The following is a 25,988-nucleotide window of genomic DNA, read 5'->3' on the forward strand; positions in this document are numbered from 1 at the left end:
AAAAAATGACGACACAATCCTTTAGAATATTTTTATCGTCATTATATTTATATATTAATATTTTTTATTATTTTATACGGAAGAGACTCAGAAATCGTGATTTCGGAAAAATTGATTTCGTCAAGCCACTTCCGCAGTGGTTTATTAGTTATCGAAAAAGCTTTTATAAAGCGAATATAGATATCAATAAAACCTTGCATCTATGAGTTTTTATATGAACTTTTAAAAAATTTAAGATCTTTGTATTAACCCTAATATATTAAACCGTTATTTCTTTTTTCGCTCTCTTAACTCTTTAAAAAAATTCTTCATCAGCATAGAGCACTCTTCTTCAAGCACCCCAGAGATAACCTTAGCCTGATGATTAAATTCATTCTCACCTACTAAATCAATGCAACTACCACAGCAACCGTACTTAGGATCACTCGCACCATAAATAACATTTTCAACTCTAGCTTGAACAATTGCTCCACTACACATAACACAAGGCTCAACAGTAGTATACAAATAACTATTGTCAAGTCTCCAAAAACCTTGCTTCTCGCAACCTTCTTTAATAACTAACATCTCTGCGTGGTTCAACGCCTGTTGATTTTCTTCACGAGTATTATGAGCCTTCGCAACAACCTTATCATCAATAACTAGCACAGCCCCAATCGGAACTTCCCCTTTAGCGTAAGCTCTCCGCGCTTCTTCTAACGCCATCTCCATATAATAAGAATGATCTTTCACACCACTACATCCTTCCACAAATACTTTTTTCAATTAATTATATCATATTTAGAAATCAATAGGGGTAAAAAATAGACAGTATAGAAATTCATTTGTTCCCTGAATTTAAAAAGGGAGTGATTCAAAAATCGTTATTTCGAAGAAATCGATTTTTTAGAGTCATCCCCGCACAGTTTATTAGATATCTAAAAAGCTTTTATAAAGCGAATTTAGATATCAATAAACCACTGCGTCTATGAGTTTTTATATAAACCTTGTTAAAATTTAGGGCTTTCGGGGCAGCCACGATAGAAAAAAACTTAACAAAATTAATTTCAAAACTAATTTTGTTAAGTCTCCCTTCTTAAACCCTAGTGATTATTAAGCCAATAATATACATTTAAAAATATAATTATGGCTATAAACAAGAATGTCAGCATCCCTAGAACTATAGCGTGTATTTTTCTTTTGAAATATAGATATCCAATAAATTCTCTAATGAAGGCATTTAGCGTAAAATAGAATTTTGTCGGTGCTCCATAACCAATACATCTAAAACCTAGAGTTCTTGCTTGGACTAATGCTCGGTAGACATGATAATAATTCGTCACCACAGCGAAACTTTTATCAACTGGAATAAATTTCTTCGAAAAAATAATATTTTCTTCGGTAGAAGTCGATTTATCTTCTAGAATTATATCATTTTCATCAATCCCCTGCTCAAGAGCATAGTTTTTCATCGCAAAGGCTTCAGATACTAGTTCATCAGGACCTTGACCTCCTGACATGATTAGCTTACTCCCAGGATTAGCTTTATAAACTTTTATCCCTTTTCTTATTCTGCTAGCAAGAAGTGGTGTTACCCTCTCACCAATCAATCCTGCACCTAAGACCACTACATAATCAATCTTTCTCGGTAAGATATTAATAAAATTTAGAACACTAGATACTAAATAAGACATAGCTATGCATAAAAAATATAAAACTACTAAACTGACATAAACATAAAGTATGTTTAACAGAATATTGTCACGTGTGTAGGTAGAAACACGTGGCCAATATGTAAAATAACCTACAAGTAAGAAAAATGTAGCTAGACTCAGTAGGTTCCCAATCCTTAATCCTTCTCTTCTAATAAGCATAAATGAATTGTATAAAAACAGAATTACTACTACAATTGGTATCAGAGTAAATGTTGCCACCGCTATAACAAGCAATACTACACCTAAATTGTATAAAAATCTATTGTCTTCCGCATGGTTAGTAATAAAAGTCATTACATAAAAAATAAAACTCAAACCTGTCGCTATAAAAAATATCCCTAGAAATAAATTTCTTCTATCTAAATACAGAACAAATAAAAACAACAGGAGAAATATTACAAAAACTATAAATGAACCTACAATCATAAAAAACCCCTACTTAATACATGTATAATATAAATTATATTGTAAACTTAAAAACATGTCAATTGTACTTAAATATCAACGATAATTGTCTGTAGACTTCATTCACTATTACCCACGCAATAAACAGAAAAACGAGGAATATTAGATTCGATTTAACTACCGGAAGTTGCACTTTTTCTCAACTTTACGATTATAACGTAATCTACTATTCCTCATATTATTTATTATTCAGTTCTTAACGCTTCTACTGGGTCTTTCTTCGCAGCTATTCTCGATGGAATGATACTAGCTATAAGTGTTAGTACTAAACTAAGAGCTATTAATCCTATTGAGGCTTTAGCATTTAATGACGCTGTAAAACTCTCCACTTCTAGTCCCTTAGCAACTGCTCTACTAATAGGAATAGATAGAAGCATAGTCACCACTACACCTACAGCACCGGAAATAAATCCGATTAATCCTGCTTCTGCTATAAAAATTCTTGTAATGTCTTTTTTACGAGCACCAATCGCACGTAAAATACCAATTTCCTTCGTTCTTTCCACTACGGATACATACGTCAATATCCCAATCATAATAGATGATACAATCAATGAGATTCCTGCAAATGCTGTTAAGATTAATGAAATAGTATTAATCATCTGTGACATAATCGTTGTCATCTGCTTCGCCATATCCGCATATGTGATACTATATTTGTGATAATCTGCACTATCTGAACCATATTTTTCAGCCACTTTTTTGTTAAAATTATTAATAACTTCTGCTATTTTGTCACGATCATTGAAAGATTTCGGATAAATATTAATTGCACTCGGTGTAGATTTCCCACCTATTGTCGCAAGAATCTGATCAGCCATGTCCGCATCAATCTTCTGACGCGTCGCCACATTTACAGTTTTGTCCTTTTCTTGCGCAACTACAATATCAGATTTAGCCTCTTTTTCCAGCATCTTATTTTGCAATGATTTTGTATATCCGATTGTCATCTGAGGTCTAGTAAAACTATCTTTAGCTTTTAATATAGCCACTACTTTAACCTTAATTCCCGAATCATACATCTTAGTATCAACATCACGTGGAACAAAACCATCACCAATTTTTCTATAATAGTTATTATTATCTATAACGCTAAATTCTTTTCCAATAATATCTTCATACTTAACTTTTGAATTTTCATCAAAACCTAACGCTTTCAACGTAGCTTTGTCGATTTCGTTATTTTTCGCAGTAAATAATACAACTTCATTATCGCTAGGATATTCAAAATTATCTTTAGATGATTTTACCACTTCATATTGATTCATAATCATATTCTTATCTTCTGGTAATACTCCAAAAATAGCATCGCCTAATGCATCTTGCTCTTGTTTTACAGCAATTACATCACCTTTTGCATTTTTAGTCAACGCCTGTATCGTATATCCTTGAGTAAATTCAATCGCAGAATAATAATCCTTTGCATTATTTTGAATATAGTTTATAAATGTTTCTCCATTTCCTAATGCATCCACCGAATACAAGTTTCTATGTATATCACGGCTAGACTTCGGTACTAATTCTGAGGCATTAGAATCTTTTTCTGAATTGTCATCATCAACACTAAGTCCGAAATTTACCTGATTTGCACTAATCATAATCGGCATCGATGATAAATTTTCGTTTTGCATTGTTTGAATATATTTATCCATTCCCGATGAAATAGACAATACTAGACCTATACTAATAATCCCTATACTGCTAGCGGCAACTGTCATAAACGTACGGAATTTCTTCGTAAGAAGGTTCTTAAAACTAGATTTAATTGCACTACCAAATGCCATCGAAGTTTTCTTCAAAGCAAAACCATTATCAGCGATTTCTTCAACTGTGTACGGATTTGTATCCTCTTGAATCTCTCCATCCTTAACTCGCACTATTCTATCACTATATTTTTTCGCTATTTCTGGGTTGTGCGTTACCATTATAACTAACTTCGTCTTGCTTATTTCTTTAATAAGTTCCATAATTTGAACACTAGTCTTACTGTCTAACGCTCCTGTAGGCTCATCAGCAAGAATAATCTTTGGATCAGTTACTAATGCACGGGCAATCGCCACCCTTTGCATCTGACCTCCAGAAAGTTGATTAGGTTTTTTATACAGATGTTCCGCTAATCCAACATCTTCTAATACTTTCTTAGCTTTTTCATGATTTTCTGAATTAGAATGCCCTGAGATAGACAAAGCTAATTTTACATTCTCAATAACACTTAAATGAGATATTAAGTTATAACTTTGAAATACAAAACCTATAGTCCCATTTCTATAACTATCCCAATCTCTATCTTTAAACTCTTTAGTAGAACGCCCCATAAGAGCCATATCACCAGATGTATATTTATCTAAACCACCTATAATGTTTAATAGCGTCGTTTTTCCACTTCCACTTGCTCCTAAAATCGAGACAAATTCATTTTCTCTAAAATGAATATTTACAGATTTTAGTACTGCTACTTCACTACCACCAGTATTATACTTCTTAACTATATTTTTAAGTTCTAACACTCTATGTCCTCCTAATCTAATTTCATTGAAAATGATAATTTGTTTACATAAATCATTTCCATAATTCCCATTATAACACAAACTTCTAATCCCTAAAAGTAATATCCTAAGTGACCAAACATAAAATAAATTTTAAGATAATTCCTAAAACAAGAGGAGTAACTAAAAATCGTAATTTCTCAAAAATCGATTTTAACGAGCCACTCCCGCAAAGCTTGTTAAATATTTAAAAAACTTTTATAAAGCAAATTTAAGTATCAATAAACGATTACGTCTACAAGTTCTCATACAAACTTTTTTTGAAATTTAAAACTTTTAATTCTACCCCTCTAATCTAAAAATAATTTTCAACTATAATCTACTTTAAAAGTTTAAAATACAATAAGCTACTAACCTTTATACTTTTTAACCAAGTAAAAAGGTAAAACCGTAGAGGTAATTGCAGAAATAACTATTAAAACTAACGCTACTGTTGAACTAAAGAATCCACTAATAAATATAGCAACTCCACTAAAGGTCATAAGCAATGCATAGGCTCTAATCACTTTTTGCTCATTGACACCTTTTTCTAAACCAAAAAGATTGAAATTATATTTTCCCCAAAATTCTTTTTTTGGTAGGTAATTACCAAGAATAATAAACACTATACCTATAACAAACGCTGTTAATTGTGTAACATTAAAATTATTATCTAAAGCATATGCTATTAATCCACCTTGAACTAGGACACTTAGTATAGGCACAATCCCCTTAATTATTAATGCACCTTTTTTAGGAGTTTTATCAAAATCCACTACTAGTGAAATTATAATCTGTACTACCGTAAAAAATACAGGAATCTCAATAATTGCACGAGTTTTGCTCACAAAATTATCCGGCTCTCCTTTAGGATTGAAATGTACAGCTATTTGTTCAGGTAATACATTATAGTAATACATCCCCATTAATATCGGTAACAAGCATATTGCAACTCCTAAAAACAAACTTTTTTTATCTACTTTCATTGTCTTTTCCTCCTAAACCATAGATCCAGATCAGTACTTCTTCGAATACACTGGCATTTAATTCATAGTATATAAAATTCTTATGTCTAGATTCTAATATTAAACCCGCTTTTTTTAACTGAGTTAGATGATAAGAAACAGTAGCTCCTGTTAAATGAAATTCCGAAGCTAGTTCTCCAGCACTTTTCTTCTCTTCTTTCAACATTTCTAGTATATTTCTTCTTACTGGATCAGATATTGCTTTTAAAGTTTCACTCATCCCATGTATATCACTCCTTTATATAACGAACTGCAATTCTATTTAGATATCTTTCTAAATAGATTATAACTCCACCTTCTATTAAAGTCAAGAACTATTTAGAATTTTTTCTAAATAGTTCTTCTAATTATTATCTTCCTTTTTCAAAAGTTAACTTTCACTATAATTCCTTCCTGAAACTTACTTTAAATATTTTTTTTATAATTTTATATTTTATAAATGCCATTATCTGTAAGTTTGCATATTCTAAATATTTTTACTTATTCTTTAAATTTCAACTTCCCTAATTGTATATACAAGAATAAATATAAGACAATATTTTTTCTATTTAAAATTACAACGGTCCCTTATATTTGACAAACAGCTATAATTTGCTAAAATAAAATTGTAAACAGTTAGTAAGATAATTTTATCATTAAAATATTTGAGTATAATTAATATTATTTTATTTCTTTTCAATTATACTATTTGTTGCATTTGATATTAATTATTACTGAAATATCTATTTGTGGGAATAGTTCAAATTAAATAAATTAGTCAATATTTCAAAAGTTGACCATTTTCCCAAACAATATGTGGTATTGTTCATGAGTTAATAGGTAAGGGGATATATCTATATATCTCATGCAATCTATTTGATTGTTCTTAAAACTGTGGAAGACTCTTTCGACTTCCATTTTAACGACTATAATACTATAGTCATATATTTCCTTTCGGTTGTTAAATTTATTTAACAATAAACTTTTAATTTAATGTCGGAAGCAATTCCGATCAATACTACAAAATAACAATTTACCCTAAATTTTATTTTGTGTTCATATAACGAAAAGCGGTCCATTACGGGCCACTTTTTGTTTTTATTATTTATAACAATAAAAAAAGAACTAGGAACTCTTTCCCTAATTCTTCTTTTTTTATATTAGTCAATTACAGAAACTTTTAAGAAGTTTGTTGTTCCAGCATTACTTACTGAAGTATTGATACCACCAGTAATTACGATAGCATCACCTTCTTTAGCAAATCCTGAAGATTTAGCTATTCTTGCAGCTGTTCTTAACATTTCATCTGTAGATTTCGCTTGTTCTGAAATTTGAGCATCAACTCCCCATACTAAGCTTAATCCACGAGCAACTTTAGCACTTGGAGTTACAGCTAAGATAGCTGCGTTTGGACGGTATTTAGAAATTAATCTAGCTGTTTTCCCTAATTCAGTGTAAGTTACAATTGTGTGTAAATCTAAGTTTAGAGCTGTATATCCTACAGATACACCAATTGCATTTGTAATATCTTTAGATACAACTTTCTTAGAACGTTCTTTTAAGATACGAGAGTAATCTTGCATTTCTTCAGTACGTTTAGCGATTGTAGCCATTGTACGAACTGATTCAATTGGATAAGCACCCGCTGCTGATTCTCCTGATAACATGATTGCATCAGTTCCATCGTAAATTGCATTAGCTACGTCAGATACTTCAGCACGTGTTGGACGTGGATTTTTTTGCATTGAGTCTAACATTTGAGTAGCTGTGATTACAAATTTACCAGCTGCATTACATTTAGCGATAATGTCTTTTTGCATAATTGGTACTTCTTCTGCTGGCACCTCAACCCCAAGATCTCCACGTGCGATCATAATACCATCAGATACTTCGATAATTTCATCGATATTGTCAATAGCTTCTTGACATTCGATTTTAGGGATGATTTGAACGTGTTCGCATCCTTCTTCTTTCAAGATACGTCTAACTTCTAGTACGTTTTCTTGTGTACGAACGAATGAAGCAGCAACGAAGTCGATATCTTGCTTACATCCGAAACGAATATCTTCTTCATCTTTTGGAGTGATACCTGGTAATTTTGTAGATACACCTGGTACGTTAACTCCTTTTTTGTTTTTAAGTACTCCACCATTTTGGATAGTAGTGTAGATTAGTCCACCTTCAGCATCAACTTTGTTTACTGTTAATCCGATTAATCCGTCGTCAAGTAGGATTGTATCTCCAGCTTTAACGTCGTGTACTAATTCACCATAAGTGATTGAGAACTTTTCAGTTGTTCCAAGAACTTCAGTCATAGAAACAATAACATCTTTTCCTGTTTCTAACATGATTGCATCATTTTCCATGTTGTGAGTTCTAATTTCAGGACCTTTAGTATCTAAAAGGATAGCTAGGTTTGTTCCTGTAGCTTCTCTTACTTCTTTAATTGTTTGGATTCTTGCACCGTGTTCTGCGTAGTCACCATGTGAGAAGTTAAGACGACAAACGTTCATCCCTAACTCTACCATTTGTGTTAATGTTTCTTTAGCTTCAGACTTAGGTCCAATTGTACAAATAATTTTAGTTTTTTTCTGTATCATAATACACCTCTTAAATTTTAATCTTTTATTATTTTAACTTATTTCCAATAAATTTTCAAATAATTTCCTAAAAAATAGTTGTTTTTCAAGAAAGAAAACGTTTTTCTAAACTAGATTGATAGTTGTTTAGACACTTCATAGATAGTTAAGTCCACATTATGAACATCACCAAATACATCTTCAAACTTAGTACTTACAAGTTTATTATTTTGGATACCCACAGCACGCCCTGATTTACCAGCTAATAATAATTGAACAGCGTAGTTCCCTAAACGTGAAGCTAATACTCTATCTTGAGCTGATGGAGTTCCACCACGTTGAATGTGTCCTAAGATTGTAGCTCGTACTTCTTCACCAGTACGTTCTTTTAATTCTTTAGCTAACTCTTGACCACCCATAACACCTTCTGCTAAAACGATGATCGAGTGTTTTTTACCACGATCTTCTCCAGCTTTAATACGTGCAACAACTTCATCTATGTCTTCTTTTTTCTCAGGGATTAAAAGACTTTCACTTCCTCCAGCAATACCAGCAAATAATGCTAAATCTCCTGCATTACGTCCCATAACTTCGATAATAAATGCACGCTCATGACTTGATGCTGTATCACGAACTTTATCAATCGCATCAACAATAGTATTAAGTGCAGTATCGAATCCAATTGTAAAGTCAGTACAACAGATATCGTTATCGATTGTTCCTGGTACACCAACAGTCTTAATGTTCATTTCGTTACTTAAAGCCATAGCTCCACGGTATGAACCATCTCCTCCAATTACTACTAATCCATCGATTCCTAGAGCTTCTAGGTTTTTAATAGCAATTTTTCTAACTTCTGGGTTAGCAAATTCTGGTAAACGAGCTGAATAAAGCATTGTACCACCACGGTTAATGATATTACCAACATCTCCTACTTCAAGTTTTTTAATGTTGTTTTCAACTAGTCCTTTGTATCCTTGATATACTCCATAAACTTCTAATCCATTATAGATTGCTGTTCTTACAACGGCACGCACAGCTGCGTTCATTCCTGGTGCATCTCCACCACTTGTTAAAACTGCGATTTTTTTCATGTAGTCTTTACCTTCCTCATAATTTATTATTAATTATTTTTAAATTTACCTATCAACAATATCATATTTCTAAGATTTTTTCTAGTAAAAACAGAATTTTGTTTTATTTTTGTTCGATTTTTTTTGATTTTTTACATGTGCGCGATTTTGATACGTTTTCCAGGAAACTTTTCCAAAAATTTCTGAACAAAATCATGTTCGTTATTGATTGTTACTGTCGTTCCTTTTGTAGAATCATTATCAAGTAGTGCTATTACCTTAACTCCTCCAACGTCAACCTTATACTCTCTTAAAAGCGTCAATATTTCCTCATCAACAATTGTATAAATCATTTTTATATTACTAAGACAGTACTCCCTATAATTTTTCAAGCTTGCTATTTTTTCTAAAATGTACTGTTCTCTTCCGTTGCGAAGCTGTTTTTTTAATGTCATTACAGCAAAACTTCCTACTTTTATAAATACATCGGCATACTTATAGACACTCGGAAAAACCGTGACATCATAATCATTCTTCCCATCATTAACTGTTAAGAATGCCATGTAGTCACCATTTTTAGTCTTAATTTCTTTTTTCGTTATTATTTCTACATAACTATCACTTACTTCACCACCAATGTACTGTAGTGGTAGATAAGAATATTTCTCTTTTTCTACTTGCACCGGGTGTTTTAAGAAATAAGTTCCTGTCACTTCTTTTTCCATCTGAATTTTTTCGGTGATTGGATAGTCTTCTACCTCTTCCACCTTTAGCGTTAAACCGCTCTCCGCTGATAAGGCAACACGCACATTATTTATGTATTGCCTATTATCTGAATAATAGTCATTTACCTTCTTCATCAAAGTAGCTCGGTTGTACCCAAAAGTATCCAAAGCACCAGCTTTAACTAATGAAACCGCTGCTTGATAATCAACCTTCTTATTCATTCGTTTTAAGAAATCATCTATATCTAGATAAGATCCAAAATTAATTCTATCTTGGACTATTTCATAACTACTTCTATAACCAACATTTTTTATCGCAGTCAATGCAAAAACAATATCATTTTTAAAAACTCTAAAATTAGATAAGCTCCTGTTTACATCAGGCTTCACCAAATTTATCCCCAAATTCGTAAGTTCTTGCTTATACTCATTTATTTTCTTCTCACTGCTTATTACGTTATTTAATAGAGCTGTCATAAAATACTTAGTATAATAAACTTTTAAATACGCTAAGCGATAAGCCAGCATACTGTAGACAACCGCGTGGCTCTTGTTAAAACCATAATTCGCAAAGGTAACAATAAGCTCAAAAAGATTCCTAGCAACTTTTATGTCATAACCAGCAGCAACACTTTTCTCTACGAAGATTCGTCCATAATACTCAAGATCTTCTTTTTTCTTTTTACTTACTGCTCTTCTCATATTATCCGCTTCATTGAGGCTCATATGAGCAAAATTTACCGCAATCAGCATGATTTGCTCTTGATAAACAATTACTCCATAAGTATCTTTTAATATTTTTTCTAAATGAGGATGTGGATACACTACTTGCTCTTCTTTGTTTTTCCTACGAACATAGACTTCTATCTGAGCCATCGGTCCCGGTCTATAAAGGGCATTCATCGCAACAATGTCATTAAATTCAGTAGGTTTTAAGATACTTAACTTCTCTTTCATCCCACTCGATTCAAACTGGAAGATACCTTCTGTCTTACCTTTTGCAAATAATTCATAGACCTTAGAATCTTGATAATTTATTTTTGTTATATCAAATGTTGGATTCTCTTTTCTAATTTCTTCAACAATACTCGATACCATAGTAAGATATCTAATACCTAAAAAATCTATCTTCAATAACCCAACACTCTCTACGTCATCCATCGTCCATTGAGTTAAGTACTTCGTCATGTTTGACTCAGCAAGTGGAGCATAGTTAACAAGTGGTTTATCATCACTTATTACTATCCCAGCTGCATGGACCGATGGATTCTTCGGTAGATTCTCTAAACTCAGTGCTATACTGAACCAACGCTTATTAACATTACTCTGAGCGACAAAACTTCTAAGAGTTTCCGAAGTTTCATAACACTCTTTTAATGTTCTTGTAGAGCTAATATTACTACTAATAAACTTCAGAGTCTGTTCATCAAACTGCAAGATTCTCGCCGACTCTCTAGCTGCACTTTTCGATTGGAATGTTGTAAATGTAATAATTTGTGCAACTTTATCAGAACCATATTTTTCTTCCACATATTTTATGACTTCATCACGTCTAGTATCTTGAAAGTCTATATCTATATCAGGCATAGAGATACGTTCTTTGTTTAAAAATCTTTCAAATAGAAGATTGTATTCTAATGGATCCGCTTCTGTTATATCTAGCAAATAACACACTAAACTCCCAGCAGCACTACCACGTCCCGCTCCTACTAATATTCCATTATCTTTGGCATACTTTACAAAATCATATACGATTAAGAAGTAATCGTTAAAGCCCATTTCATCGATAATCTTAAGTTCATAGTTGTAACGTTTTTTATAGTGATACAAATCTTTGCCTACTAGTTTCTCTTTAACACCTTTTTGAACTAAGTAGTGTAAGTACTCTTTAGAAGATAACTTTGCGAAAATTTCTTCTTTTTCTCCGTAAATATACTTAGGTAAGTGATATCCTGAAAAGTTCAATTCATACTGACAGCTATCGATTATTTTCTTTTGATTAGCAAATGATTTTTCAAAAATAATGTGTAATTCTTCATCTCCTGGAGCCAAGATTTCTTCAAAATCCTTTTGTTCTCTGACAAAATCATCTCCAGAGATAGTCGTAAGCTCCTGTATATTAAGCTTTTTATTATCGCGAATAGCACGACTAACAATGACTTGCTGATAGTGCTCTTTATTTAGATAGAAACTTGGTTTTGTATAGACAATATTATCATAATCACTATAGGTACTCACCTGGAAACTCTCATTAAAACCGAAATAAAAATCATACTTATTTAGTAAATTCTTTAAATAAGAAAACTCCATACTATCTCTAAGTTCATCAACAACGATTAAGACAAAATCATCCTTATAATCAATCATTTCATTAGAAAAATCTTCTACAGTCCACTCTTCTCCATTCATAAACTTTGTAGAAATCTCTAATAATTTATAAAACATTCTTTCAGATTTACACAATAAATTAAATTTTAGAAGCCCAATTCCATAACCTAAACTAACTTCTAAACCTTGAATCAGATTTATACCAGATTTTTTAGCTTGTTTATGAGCTTTTATCGCCACATACATATTCGGATCAACTATAACAACTGATTTCTGATTATCTTTCGCTAACTTTAAAAATAGACTCTCATACTTAATTGTACTATTCAATAAATCATATGCGCTATGTACTTGCAAATTGTAATACATACTAATATCCTCCTTTCTTCGTTATTTTTGTTCAACTACATTATATTATCCGCAAAGTGGGTTATAATCGTCTTCCGAAGAACATCCCATGTTTTCCCCATGGTTTTTACTCTGTTCATTAAAGTAACGGTACACTCTCTTATTGTCATCACCCATAAAGTAGATTGGATTAAACTGTGTATATTTTAAACGTCCTTCTTCATCTAAAAGATTCTCACAAACAACCCTACGTTTTATAGATGCTATAAGGTTTGTGAAATTTCCAAATTCAGAAATATTTTCTACTTTACACTCAAGCGACAATATACATTCATCCATAATCGGAGCATCAATATATTCTGCTGGATCATATGTCATATCTGCCATACCAATTTTATTCTGACCTGAATGGAAGCCAGCAATCTCCACCTTACTAAGTATTTGTTGACAAGGTACATTAACGGTAAATTCCCCATATTCTTTAATATTTTTCACCGCATTACTATCTGTTGTAAGTCCAACTGTAATCATATCTCCTAACGAATACGATGAACTACAAGCTGTCACATTGTACTTCCATTTTTTGTCTTTATATCCTATTAATATTACTGGAAATCCGTAATATAACTTACTGGTCTTAATTTCTAATTTCATCTTCTTCTGTCCTTTTTCTTATTTTCCTTTTATATAATCTCCTAGTTCTTTGCTTTCATCGCTAAGAAAACGATATTTTCTCTTTTCATCATCACCTAAAAAATACACTGGATTAAACTCATCATATTTTAAATTACCATTAGCATCAACTAATTCTTTAGATATTACTCTTCTTTCTATACTACCTATAATATTAGCATACCCCTCGTATTCAATAATACTAACTACTCTGCACTCCAACGATAAAACACATTCATCTAATATTGGAGCATCTATATGCTTAGCTATACTATAACTTATTTCTGCTATTTCTAACTTATCTTCCCCTGAGTTAAAACCTGCAAGTTCTACTTTTTCTAATATATCTCTGTACGGAATATTTATCGTAAATTCCTTATACTTCTTTATATTTTTAGCAGCATTATTTTCAGCAACCAATCCAATTGTTATTGGGAGTGGCTCAAAAATCGTGATTTCGTAGAAATCGATTTTGTCGAGTCACCCCCGCAAAGTTTATTAGATATCTAAAAAGCTTTTATAAAGCGCATTTAGATATCAATAAACCACTGCGTCTATGAGTTTCCTTGTAAACTTTTTTAAAATCTAGGACTTTTGGATCAGCCTCTACCTGCGGTTACATTATATCCCCATTTCTTGTCTTTATACCCTATTAATATCACAGGAAATCCAAAATAAAGTTTTCTGGTAGTCATATCTATTTTCACGTTATTTTCCTCACTTAATATCTGTTCTTTATCTTTTCGCTATAAAAGCTAATGTCTTTTCATCTGAATTCTCTTCGTTATATTCGAAACCATCAAATTTGATCTGTTTCATTTCATCTACCGAAGAAACTTTATTTTTTACAAGCTCAGTTAAAAACTTACCTCTAGCTTTTTTCGATATTGTAGAGTGCACTTTTAGCACCCCTTCTTTTTCTTCCATAAAGCTAAGTCTAATAAATCTATCCCTCTGTTCTTTTGAAAATACTTCTTCAAATTCGCTAGAAAGTAATGACACAACTAATTCTTCGCCCTCGATGCTCTTATCGTAATCTTCACGCCAGAAGTTTTTTAAAGATTGATTTTCGACTTTTATATTTTGTAAAAAATCTAGTCTATGCTCTTGAATCAAGTCATATGCGCCTATTACACCATATAAAGATGTTGTAATAAATACATTTTCTTCTACGTATTTTTTATTAGACTCATCAAAACCAGCACGATCTATATTTCTATACATCAATCCATTGAATAACTCCAGTGCTTTGTAACTCTTCGCCGTTTTATTTTTAATAGCCTGCCAACGAGAAAATTCTTCCACAGCCTTCTCATCTTTGATTTTATAGGCCTTCGCCAGGTCTTCCACACTTAATTTAGCTATTTCATTTACTATTTCAGTACTTTTGTTACCTAGACTTACCTTTCCATATGAAATAGCCTTCTTGTTCAATTCTTTGGCTGTTGGTATTAAGATTTTCATTATTATTCCTCTTCTTCTGGTAACTCTAAGAAGCTGTTTTCGATTAAACTTTCTACTTCCATTAATACGAAGTTGTACTCTGTTGCTTCTATATCTGGATCGATAATTAATGTATTAAAGTAACCTACGACAAAATCACGGTTAGCAATTTCTAGTTTAAACATATATTCACTGATTTCATCTACTAAAAATGCTGTTTCTTTAAGAATTTTGTCTTCATAAGTGTTAGCGTAGTGTACTGTTTCTAAAAGTCTGCGGATTTCTAAGTCTGCATGCTCTTTAGCGAAACGATCACGAATGTGTTTTGCAAGTTCCTCAGCTTTAAGGTCTTCTGTATTAATATTTTCTTTTTTTAGTACTTCTTTTTCTTCTAATTTTGCTAATAATTCTGTTAAAGATTGGTGTAATGTTTTCATTTAATTTTCTCCTATATTTATAATAAATTTTTTAAAACTTCTTCTATATATTTTATAAGAAAAACATGAAAAACGCTAATAATACGCTATATTCATAACTACGCTAGATTTCAAAGAAATCTACATTATATACTGTTATTTTATTAGTGTAGTAGAACTGATCTAATATACAAATTACTAATGAAAATTACTACATATTGAAATCCATTTTACAATCTTTACTATTTTGATAACGATTTCTATGAATATTCAATATAAGTAGAATATAATATATATTGTACTATATATTTAACATTATTATAAGATAGATTTACCACAAAAAAATTATTATCAATACAACAATAAAAAATTATGAAACTAATTAAAGAGATTTTATATAAGTAATAATAAATTAAAAAGCATAACAGGACTGACCCAAAAGTCCTAAAATTCAACAAGGTTCACATGAGAACTCATAGACGCAGTGGTTTATTGATATATAAATTCGCTTTATAAAAGCTTTTTAGATATCTAATAACCTGTGCGGGGGTGACTCGACAAAATCTTGTTTCTTCGAAATCGCGATTTTTGAGTCACTCCCTATTTTGACAATAATAACTATAATTAAAAGATTAGACTTGATTCAACATACTCTAAATCTTGTTCGAAGCAGGATAAAGTACGTCTTTAAAGCATTTAAAATCACAAATAAAGAGTCCTATTTATCTACGATTTTATTGTAAAAATGGTATAATATAAATGAAATAATTATTCGAGGTGAAGTATGAAAAAATATGTAATGGCAATAGATCAAGGCACTACAAGTTCTAGAGCTATAATATTCAATAAAAAAGCAGAAATAATAGCAAGTAGCCAAAAGGAATTCCCTCAGATTTTCCCTCAATCTGGCTGGGTTGAACACGATGCTAATGTAATCTGGAATTCAGTACAATCGGTTATTGCAGAAGCATTTATCGAAAGTGGTATAAAGCCGAATCAAATAGACAGCATTGGAATTACAAATCAACGTGAAACGACTGTCATTTGGGATAAAGAAACTGGACTACCTATTTATAATGCAATAGTTTGGCAAAGTAGACAAAGTGCTGATATAGCTAATAAACTAGTTAACGATGGTTATAAAGATATGATTCATCAGAAAACTGGTTTAGTCGTCGATGCCTATTTCTCTGCGACTAAAATACGTTGGATATTAGATAACGTACCTGGTGCACAACAACGCGCCGAAAATGGAGAATTACTATTTGGAACTATCGATACATGGCTAGTTTGGAAGCTTACAGGTGGAAAAACTCACGTTACCGACTACACAAATGCGGCAAGAACAATGTTATTTAATATTAAAGAGTTAACTTGGGATAAAGAAATTTTAAAAATTCTAAATATACCCGAATCTCTACTACCTGAAGTTAAATCTAATTCAAAAGTATACGGAAAAACTATAGACTATCATTTCTACGGTGGTGAAGTTACAATAAGCGGACTAGCAGGTGACCAACAAGCAGCACTTTTTGGGCAACTTGCCTTTGATAAAGGAATGATAAAAAACACATACGGCACAGGTTCATTCATCATTATGAATACGGGTGAAACTATGGAACTTTCTAAAAACAACCTACTAACAACTATTGGTTTTGGAATTAATGGAAAAATTTATTATGCTTTAGAGGGGTCAATTTTCATCGCTGGAAGTGCAGTTCAATGGTTAAGAGATGGATTACGTCTAATTAAGAAGTCATCTGAAACAGAATCGTTAGCTTACAACTCTAAAAACAATAACGAAGTATATCTAGTACCTGCCTTTACAGGATTAGGTGCTCCATATTGGAATCCAGATGCTCGTGGGACTATCTTCGGCTTAACACGTGCTACTACTAAAGAAGATATAGTGAAAGCTACATTGCAGTCAATTGCCTACCAAGTACGTGATATAATCGATACTATGAAAATCGATGCTAAGGTAGAAATCCCCTTACTTAAAGTCGATGGAGGTGCTGCAAACAACGATTATCTACTAGAATTCCAAGCAAATATCCTAGGCGTTAAAGTTGCGCGAGCTGAAAACTTAGAAACTACAGCTCTAGGTGCTGCATTCCTAGCGGGATTAGCCACTGGATATTGGGAAAGTTTAGATGAACTTAAGAACCTAAATACAGCCGGCAAACTATTTGTTCCTACGATGGAAAAAGCAGAACGCGAAAAACTTTACAAAGGGTGGAAACGTGCAGTAAAAGCTACACAGATTTTTGTAGAGGAATAATAAATAGCCCTCCAAAATTTGTCCAAATTTTGGGGGCTATTACCCTTTGACGAGATAAGATAATTATTTTTTAAAAATAACTTTATCGAGTCACCGTCTTTAAAACGGTGCCCTCTTTATAAATTTATTTTAACATAATTAAATTTATAAAGCAATTATTTTATTATCTTACAAAGTTACACAAACAATTTCTTATAAACTATAACTAGTCTTAAAATATTTTTAAATTCCCTTATTTTTCTTTGAAACCCAATCTATCTTTTGATATAATCAAAGATGGAGAGAGAAGTTAGGGAGTTTTATACTTCCTATAAAGATGGTGGCTACTTCTATATGAAAGGGGATGGTGCTATGCTCGCATACACTAAAATCTTGAAGAAAGGAGTAGCGAATTGTCTGCGTTTGAAATTATACAAACTATTATAGGTGTAAATCTTTTGATTGCAACTGTAGTTGGTGTATGTATCTCAGCATTAAAAAAAGACAATAAAAAATAACCATCTTTATACTTTGACCGGTTTAAGATGGTTATTTTTAATCATAATTTTATCGAGTCACCGTCTTTAAAACGGCTCTCTCTTTTATGATTTAATTTTAACACAAATCTATATTTAAATCAAAAGTTTTGTTAGATAATATATACAACATCTTATTTTCAGAATTCAATAACTTTAGAAAAACAACAGACCTCAAGATTCAAATGATTTTTGAGGTCTATTGCTTATAAGTATAACTTTAACTATTCCCCTAATTTAGAAAATTTGCTGGGAGTGACTCAAAAATCGTGATTTCGTAGAAATCGATTTTGTAGAGTCACCCCCGCACAGTTTATTAGATATCTAAAAAGCTTACATAAAGCGAATTTAGATATCAATAAACCACTGCGTCTATGAGTTATCATACACATTTTTTTGAAATTTAGGACTTTTGGGTCAGCCCCGAGTTATCACTTTTAATTAATCCTGTATCTATTTTTCTAAATAAAGCATTAAAAATTATTAATTTTTCTTCCCTATCTACTTCTTTTCCATCTTGAATTAATGCTTGATAAAATCTTATTAAAGCTGCCTTTTGTTCATATTCCATAGACATATGTTGACTTGAAATTATAATTTTAATAATAATTCTTATAATATATATTAGGAAAGATATTAATGCAACATAGATAAAAGATTTTGAAATAAATGGTATTTCCTTTTCTGTTCCTTGCAAATAATCATGAATACTGATAACAAAGAAACCACCAGATGCTAACAATCCCACTATAACAATAAACAAAACACACGAAAATTTCATTTTAAAAGTTACTTACTATTTAGTTTTCTAAATAATACTAATTTAACACTGGTTCTCTAAATTCAACTTCAAACTGAATATAATCTAACTATTTTATAACTTTCTTAACCTAGCAACTCTTCATATAACTTCTTATCTAAATCTTTAAACACATTGAATACTACTTTTAAGTCAGCAGTAGGATTTTCTCTAAGAAATTTCCTAACTTCAGCTACCGCTATTTCAGCAGCAAGATCATTTGGAAATCTAAATTCTCCCGTACTTATACAGCAAAAAGCAATGCTCTTAAGATTATTCTCTAAAGCAAGTTTTAGAGAATTTCTATAACATAATGCAAGCAGTTCCTTATCATCGTCTTCAACAACACGATATATTATTGGTCCAACAGTATGAATAACATATTTAGCTGGTAGGTTATAACCCGCTGTTATCTTAGCTTGTCCTGTTTTTTCAAAACTTCCTTGTGCTTTCATAATATCATCGCATTCTTTTCTAAGTTGTAGTCCTGCTTGTGTGTGAATGGCATTATCGATGCATCTATGTAGAGGAATTAAACATCCTAATAGAGCCTTGTTCGCCGCATTAACTATAGCATCTACTCGTAGTGTTGTAATATCTCCTTGCCATATATAAATATTATTTTCAATTTCTGTTAAATCTTCTACTCTTGTTATTCCTTTAGCATTTAGAATCTCTTGTAGATATTCATCTTGAACTTCATAGAATTCACTCGGTAACTCCGATACTTTCCATGTGTTCATCAATGATCTAAACAAATCTTTCTTTTCTTGTTCCGTTTCTGGTATTTCTATTTCTGAATTTAGTGTTTTTATTAAATAATCTAGTTTTTCCATATTCTAAATACTTCCTCCATTTCGGTTATTATTATATACCTTATTAAACTTCCTGTCTAACATTAAGATGGGGAGTCCTAAAATTTAACATAGTTCATATGAGGACTCATAGACGCAGTAGTTTATTGATATCTAAATTCGCTTTATAAAAACTTTTTAGATATCTAATAAACTGTGCGGGGGTGATTCGACAAAATCTTGTTTTCTTCGAAATCGCGATTTTTGAGTCACTCCCTTATTTTATAAATCGCTACTAAAAATACTTATTAACACCAAAAATTCGACTTCAGAAGCCAGGGTTTAAATCCTAACTTTTGAAGTCGATATATTTTATCTTATTTTTGTTTACGACGTTTTACATAAACAGTTAATCCTACTAAGACTAGAACTGCCATCCCAGCATAAGCTGTCGCATTATTATCTAATCCTGTTTTCGGTAATAATGAATCAGATTTTGAAACTTTTTCGAAATCTTCATCTACATTAAATGTACTTTCTTTCTTAGTTTCTTTCCCAACAAAACCACCTAGTATATCTTTGATTGATTTTTTAGAAACTTTTTTCTCTGCTTCTTTTAACGCTTCTAATGCTTTATCTACTTCTTCTTGAGTAGCAGTTGCTGAAGCTAATAATTCTTGTGCCTTTTGAACTGCATCTAGATAAGCTTTCTTATCTTCTGCACTTGCACTTTCAAAACTATCTTTCTCTTTAACTTCTGCTAAATGACTTAATTGTTCATTTAGTTTTTTCTTATCTACTTTTGGTGTTTCTGGTTGAGGTTTGTTGCCTTCTTTCTTAGGTTCCTCAGGTGTTGGTTTCGGCTCTTCTTTTGGTGTTTCAGCTGCCGGTTTCGACTCTTCTTTTGGTGTTTCGGCTGCTGGTTTCGGCTCTTCTTTTGGTGTTTCAGCTGCCGGTTTTGGCTCTTCTTTTGGTGTTTCAGTCGCCGGGTTTTCCTCCTCTTTCTTCGGAGTTTCAGTCGCTGGATTTGCCTCCTCTTTCTTAGGAGTTTCAGTCGCTGATTTTGGCTCCTCTTTCTTAGATTCTTCAGCCGCTGGCTTCGGAACTTCTACTTCCTTACCGTCAAGAGCATTTTCAGCCTGTTGTAATTTTTCTAACGCTGCTGTAACTTCTTCTGTCGTTGCATCTTTGTTATCAAAAACTGCTGTCACTTCTTTTATAGTATTTATGAAGTTATCTTTTTTATCTTGTCCTGCATTTTTAAATTTAACCTCAGTTTGAAGTTTTTCAGTTTCTTTTAATTTTTCAATTAATTTAGCTTTGTCTACTTCTTTTTTCACTTCTGGTTGTTGTGAATTAGCTAATGCTTCTTTAGCTTTATTTAGGCTTGCTACTGCACTATTTACTTCTTCTTGATTTGCATTTTCGTTTTCAAGAACTTTCTTAGCTGCCTCTAATGCTCTGTTATATGCATCTTTTGCTTCGATAGTAGCATTTTTGAACTCTTTAGTTTCATCTAACGCTTTATCCGCTGCTATTGCTTTTTGAAGCTCTGCTTTATTCACTTCTGCTTTATTCTCTACTGAAGCATTTTTCGGAGTTAATGCTACGAAGTTACTGAAGCTATCAGTAGTGAATGTAAATTTACCATCTGCATAATTAACGCTATTTACAGCTGTTAATTTTCCATCTTTTTCATGGAAGAAGCGCTCTGGAGCTTTCGCTAAATCTAAAGTTACCGTTCTATCACCAGGAACTTTAACTTCTTTTCCTGTTGCATCTACAATATGAATTCCAAAGTATTCGACATCATATTTGCTTAAGTCTACATTACCTTCTGCTAATTGTTTTTGAATATTTGTTTTCTCTTCTGCAGTTGGCTCTGTTACAACAAGTTTGTAATTATTGTAAAGTTTTTTCTCAACGAAATCTACTGTACCTTGTGCTTTAGAATTCTCAGTAGTTCCTACACTTGCTACTTTTTCTGCAACATTTAAAACAACTTGTTTCTTATTGTGCCCATCTTTTACTACTAATTCAAAATTGTTTTCTGCTGGAGTATATCCTTCAGGTGTTACTATTTGAATTGTATATGTTCCATTTTCTAAGTTTTTCTGGAAGGCATTTTTTCCGTATAAACTTGTTGGAAGTGATATTTTAGTACCATCTTGAGCTACTGCATAAACTTTTGTTCCTGCTGGCACTTGTTTATCAAAGCTTATTTCTGTAGCATTTCTACTAATTTCATCAACTCTAAATTCAACCTCTTTTGTTGGTGTATCTTTAGTTATTTCGAAGTCAACTTTTGATGGTGTAAGTAGCTTGTACTCTCCATCAACCATAACTACTTCAACAGTATATTTACCGAATGGTAATGCTTGGTATGTACGTTTATTTCTAGAGAAGTCTTCACCTACGATTTCACCTTTTTCATTAGTGATCTTATAACGTAAGCGACGTGAATTATTTCCAGTTCCATCACCTTTCTTAACTTCTACTTCTAGACTTCCTTTACCGTTTCCTTCAACATTTGATAAATTAATACTATCTTTGTTGTTTGCAAAGTCTTTTACTTCAAAAGTAATATCTTTTAATTCTACACCTTCTGGAATTGTGTAACTTCCGTCTTCATTTGCTGCAATAGTATTTTTCCCATAGCTTAATTTTTTGTAGAATACTCCACTTCCATCTTCTAGTACTGGGTATGGTGTGAATTTACGAGTTGCTTCATCGTAGTAACCACCGTTAGCACCTGTGATTTTCGGAGCTTTTCTATCGATTACTACATTGAATGTTGTCTCTTGCATATCTGCACCACTTACTGCTGCACTGTAAGAAACTACATATTGATATTCTCCATCTGGAAGAGGATTACCATTATTGTCAACACCTTTCCAGTTTGTCATAGTTAATGATGTGTACTTCTTACCAGTATTATTGAAAAAATTTTTATTACCAGAACCATTACCATTTTGGTAAAGTGGGTTCTTACGTTCTACATCGTCTTTAGCATATACTGAAAGTTTTAGGCTTTCGAAGTTACGGTAGAATACTCCTCTCATTCCTATCTCATCATAAATCTCATCACCATTTGGCGAGAAGAAGATTTTATCAGTAAAGAATCTTTCACCAGTAACAGGATTTACATATGCCCCTGCCAGTGTTCTCTTATCTTTTTTATCTTCTTTATAAGTTGTTAATACTCCTGTGAAGTTCATTTCTGTTAACGAATCCCAGTTATTAGGGTTTGAAGTATAACCATACTCATATGTTGGTTTTTCTCCATTTTTCATAGAATAAATTGGTTTTTCTAATACTGGTAGATTTTGGAACTGACCTTTAAATCCTACAAATGGAATATTAGCTTTTAATGCACTTTCTTCATCATAGAAAGTTACAAATCCTTCTAGATAATAACCATTAGTAAATACTTTTTCTAGTTCTTCTTTGAAGTTAGTAGCATCAACTGTGATTTCTACTTCTTTTTCACCTTTCGCTGGAACTTCAACTGAAGCCCAATCAGTAGTCAACAACTTCTTAGGTGTCATTGTCAGTCTTCCACTCCAATCAGCACCAGCATCTTCACCGTAATAGTTATCAGTAGTTAAGTGAGCTGCATATTGTAAGTTTTGAGCTTTATCTGATAGATTGTGTAATACTAATTTAAAAGTAAATTTGTCTCCAACATTTCCTAAAGAAACACTTCCATAGTTATTTTCTCCAGTTACATAAAGATCTCCATATGCTGCTTTATTCGCATCGATTAGACCTGCACCTTGAAGACGTGGTGATCTATATGCTGTTGTATAGCCATCAGAATATACCTGTGGATTGGCCGTACTCATGATTAATCTCTTCGCTAAGCCTTGAATTTCTTCTGCACTTAAGTTCGGGAATCTTTCAGATAATACTTGTTTCACAAGTGTTATTGCTCCCGCAACGTGTGGTGAAGCCATACTTGTTCCACTATCTAGACCATATCTTCCATCATTATAAGATGATAAAATATCTCCTCCTGGCGCTGTTACGTCAGGTTTTAAGTATCCATCAACACTCATTCCCCAACCAGTAGATTCATCGAATTCACCTTTTTTAGGATTGTCTTGTTTATCCCAAGTACCATTAAATGTTATTTTATATTCCCCTTCATGAGCAGAAAGTTCATTACCAAATTTGTAATAAGTTGTTACTATAGGGAAATCTTTATCTTGTCCATTTAATGTCAGATTGTAAATAGTATCTCCTTCATTGAAGTAGATTACCGCTCCAGCTGCTCCGTATTGTTTAGCTAGTTTAACTTTCTCTTCAAAGCTATTACCACCACGTTGGATAAGGGCGATTTTTCCGGTTAAATCTTTGTCAGCGTAGTTCTCCGCTTTACCAACTCCTACATATACATAATCATATGCTTTTTTCTCAAATTGTTTAGTGTAACTGAAAATTGGCATTTTTCCATTATCGAAATCAGCATTGTCTTTAAGTTGCTCGATGTTCGCCACTTCTCTATTAAGAACGCTGTTGCTTATGTTCGCTACAGAAATCGCATCTTCAGAAACCGATGGTCTTCCTACAGTTCCATAATCGGGATTTGCTGCACTTGGGTTTGTTTGCCCACTAGCGAAGAATGCATTGTTCCCAGCTGCTGCAACTATATTAACCCCAGCTTTTTTCGCAACATCCATCGCACGAACTAAACCATCACCTACTTCTACTACTGAACCAGCCGGTGAACCTAAACTAAGATTTATCGTATCTGCACCTAGTTTAATAGCGTCTTCTATCGCTTTTGTATAAATATAAGACTCTGTTCCTGCATTTTTAGTATCTGAGAATACACGCATGAAAATTAACTGTGCTTCTGGTGCTATACCTGTTACGTAATCGCCATTTGTGAATTTCTCCTTAGGATTACCTACGGCAGTCCCAGCAACGTGCATACCATGTGATTTATAAGCACTTTGTTTAATATCATTATTCCAGTCGTTATAGTTGAATGCAAATGGTAATTTTTCACTATACCACTTACCATAGTCTATACCCGCTTCTTTTTTTATTTTTTCAATTTCATCTTTAGTTTTATATTTAGATTTTGAATTGTCTGATAATCTAAGCACTGGATGATTCGGATCAAGTCCTGAATCTAATACTGCAACAACTTTTCCTTGTCCTCTATATCCTTTATTCCAAAGAGGTTGTATATTAATAAGATTATAACTATCTAATGCTTTAGAAAAATCATTAGTTTCAGTACTTTCTTTCTTCTCTTCTTCGCTCGCTACATTTTCTGGTTTATTGTAGCTAACACTCATTTCAACAGTATCTACAAAATCTAACTCTTGAATTTTTTTAGCATTTGAGAATGTAGTTTCTAAGGCGAAACCATTCATTAATGTATCGTACTCAAACAATTTTTCATAATCGATACCTTTATCTTTAATATCTTTTAATGCCTTTTCCCTGGGTGCTTTTGTTGATTCGGTAACTTCTTTAATTCCTTCTTTAGTTTTTAACTTATTAGGATCAACATCACCCTTTAACTTAACAATTACTTTTACTTTATCATCATTTTGGAACTTATGTTCTTCACTTTTCGAAACATTTGATAGCTCATCTTTTTTATCTTCGTGAGCTAATGTTATTTTTGATGATACTCCGTAATTAAATGTACTGATATTTCCTAGTAGTAATGCTGCACTCAGCACACTAACGGCTGTCTTTTTAGTCAGTGTCATTCCTTCATCTCCTATCTTTTTAAGTGTATTTAAAGCATATTTCTATATTTTAACATATATTATCTGAAAAACAAAGATAATTTTCAGATAAAACGCTTTTATAAATTTAAATGAATTTTATTTTTTATATTTGATATACATTTTTTAGCAAAAATTAAAAACCAAGCACATCTTCTATGCCTGGTTTTTTAATAAAAAAGTTAATAAACGACTTAAAATGCAATCTTTTAGCTCTTTTATACACTAATCAACTAAATTTTTGTCGTTTAAAGTGTAACTATATTAATTAATATTAACTATATACATCTTAATTATTTCATACTATTTATACTTTGTCAAAAGCTAATCTAACGTGGAAATTTAATTTATACTCTCGTAAAGAATAAATATAAATTGAATTGTTATCTTTAATTTGCTTACTTTAACAGAAGGAACTATCTCTCTAGATTTTTACATATTTTCGGCAACAATTATATGCACAAAAATACAACGATATTATTTCTTACAGTTTATATATAGGTGAGCGAATATTTCCTAGGAAATTAACTGTACTTTAATTTTCCAAACTATACTAAAGTGTGATAAAATAGAAACT

16 protein-coding genes are annotated in these 25,988 nt (G+C 32.1%); 1 reads left to right on the plus strand and 15 read right to left on the minus strand.

The window, feature by feature from the left end; translation table 11 throughout:
- Window positions 1–267: 267 nt before the first annotated feature.
- The 12 genes from tadA to RWQ74_RS00320 all read right to left on the minus strand — a co-directional run bounded on the left by tadA (window position 268) and on the right by RWQ74_RS00320 (window position 15,293).
- Window positions 268–732 (minus strand): tRNA adenosine(34) deaminase TadA, encoded by a 465-nt coding sequence (gene tadA, locus RWQ74_RS00265; protein WP_314395788.1) that lies wholly within the window; start codon window positions 730–732, stop codon window positions 268–270.
- 350 nt (window positions 733–1,082) lie between these two features.
- On the minus strand, window positions 1,083–2,009 hold the full coding sequence (locus tag RWQ74_RS00270; RefSeq protein ID WP_314395712.1) for a YdcF family protein: 927 nt from the start codon (window positions 2,007–2,009) through the stop codon (window positions 1,083–1,085).
- Window positions 2,010–2,344: 335 nt separating this feature from the next.
- Window positions 2,345–4,666, minus strand: coding sequence for an ATP-binding cassette domain-containing protein (locus tag RWQ74_RS00275; RefSeq protein WP_314395714.1), 2,322 nt, complete (start codon window positions 4,664–4,666; stop codon window positions 2,345–2,347).
- A 389-nt stretch (window positions 4,667–5,055) separates the two neighbouring features.
- Window positions 5,056–5,670 (minus strand): DUF1648 domain-containing protein, encoded by a 615-nt coding sequence (locus RWQ74_RS00280; RefSeq protein WP_314395717.1) that lies wholly within the window; start codon window positions 5,668–5,670, stop codon window positions 5,056–5,058.
- Complete coding sequence (locus RWQ74_RS00285; RefSeq protein WP_314395719.1) at window positions 5,657–5,929, minus strand: autorepressor SdpR family transcription factor; 273 nt, start codon at window positions 5,927–5,929, stop codon at window positions 5,657–5,659. Before RWQ74_RS00285 ends, RWQ74_RS00280 begins: the two co-directional genes overlap by 14 nt.
- 919 nt (window positions 5,930–6,848) lie before the next feature.
- The gene (gene pyk / locus RWQ74_RS00290; RefSeq protein ID WP_314395721.1) at window positions 6,849–8,288 is read right to left on the minus strand and encodes a pyruvate kinase; all 1,440 of its coding nucleotides are present in this window, start codon (window positions 8,286–8,288) and stop codon (window positions 6,849–6,851) included.
- Window positions 8,289–8,398: 110 nt separating this feature from the next.
- Window positions 8,399–9,361 (minus strand): 6-phosphofructokinase, encoded by a 963-nt coding sequence (gene pfkA / locus RWQ74_RS00295; protein ID WP_314395723.1) that lies wholly within the window; start codon window positions 9,359–9,361, stop codon window positions 8,399–8,401.
- Window positions 9,362–9,492: 131 nt separating this feature from the next.
- Window positions 9,493–12,762 (minus strand): DNA polymerase III subunit alpha, encoded by a 3,270-nt coding sequence (locus tag RWQ74_RS00300; protein WP_314395726.1) that lies wholly within the window; start codon window positions 12,760–12,762, stop codon window positions 9,493–9,495.
- Window positions 12,763–12,807: 45 nt separating this feature from the next.
- A complete protein-coding gene (locus RWQ74_RS00305) occupies window positions 12,808–13,395 on the minus strand; it encodes a flavin reductase family protein (protein WP_314395727.1) in 588 nt (195 codons plus the stop codon).
- An 18-nt stretch (window positions 13,396–13,413) separates the two neighbouring features.
- The gene (locus RWQ74_RS00310; RefSeq protein ID WP_314395790.1) at window positions 13,414–13,884 is read right to left on the minus strand and encodes a flavin reductase family protein; all 471 of its coding nucleotides are present in this window, start codon (window positions 13,882–13,884) and stop codon (window positions 13,414–13,416) included.
- A gap of 264 nt (window positions 13,885–14,148) precedes the next feature.
- Window positions 14,149–14,877 (minus strand): peroxide stress protein YaaA, encoded by a 729-nt coding sequence (gene yaaA / locus RWQ74_RS00315; protein ID WP_314395729.1) that lies wholly within the window; start codon window positions 14,875–14,877, stop codon window positions 14,149–14,151.
- A 2-nt stretch (window positions 14,878–14,879) separates the two neighbouring features.
- Window positions 14,880–15,293, minus strand: coding sequence for a hypothetical protein (locus tag RWQ74_RS00320; protein WP_314395731.1), 414 nt, complete (start codon window positions 15,291–15,293; stop codon window positions 14,880–14,882).
- A gap of 763 nt (window positions 15,294–16,056) precedes the next feature.
- Between RWQ74_RS00320 and glpK the strand changes: the two genes are divergently transcribed.
- Window positions 16,057–17,553 carry a glycerol kinase GlpK gene (glpK, locus tag RWQ74_RS00325; protein ID WP_314395733.1) on the plus strand — a complete coding sequence of 499 codons (1,497 nt, stop codon included), beginning with the start codon at window positions 16,057–16,059 and terminating at the stop codon, window positions 17,551–17,553.
- Window positions 17,554–18,471: 918 nt separating this feature from the next.
- Here the strand turns inward: glpK and RWQ74_RS00330 are convergent.
- The 3 genes from RWQ74_RS00330 to RWQ74_RS00340 all read right to left on the minus strand — a co-directional run bounded on the left by RWQ74_RS00330 (window position 18,472) and on the right by RWQ74_RS00340 (window position 25,393).
- Window positions 18,472–18,849 (minus strand): DUF6161 domain-containing protein, encoded by a 378-nt coding sequence (locus RWQ74_RS00330; RefSeq protein WP_314395735.1) that lies wholly within the window; start codon window positions 18,847–18,849, stop codon window positions 18,472–18,474.
- Between the two features lie 104 nt (window positions 18,850–18,953).
- On the minus strand, window positions 18,954–19,703 hold the full coding sequence (locus RWQ74_RS00335) for a protein-ADP-ribose hydrolase (RefSeq protein WP_314395737.1): 750 nt from the start codon (window positions 19,701–19,703) through the stop codon (window positions 18,954–18,956).
- A gap of 335 nt (window positions 19,704–20,038) precedes the next feature.
- On the minus strand, window positions 20,039–25,393 hold the full coding sequence (locus RWQ74_RS00340) for a S8 family serine peptidase (RefSeq protein WP_314395739.1): 5,355 nt from the start codon (window positions 25,391–25,393) through the stop codon (window positions 20,039–20,041).
- Between the last annotated feature and the right edge of the window lie 595 nt (window positions 25,394–25,988).

It is taken from the genome of uncultured Gemella sp., assembly GCF_963525165.1.
Taxonomy (GTDB): Bacteria; Bacillota; Bacilli; order Staphylococcales; family Gemellaceae; genus Gemella.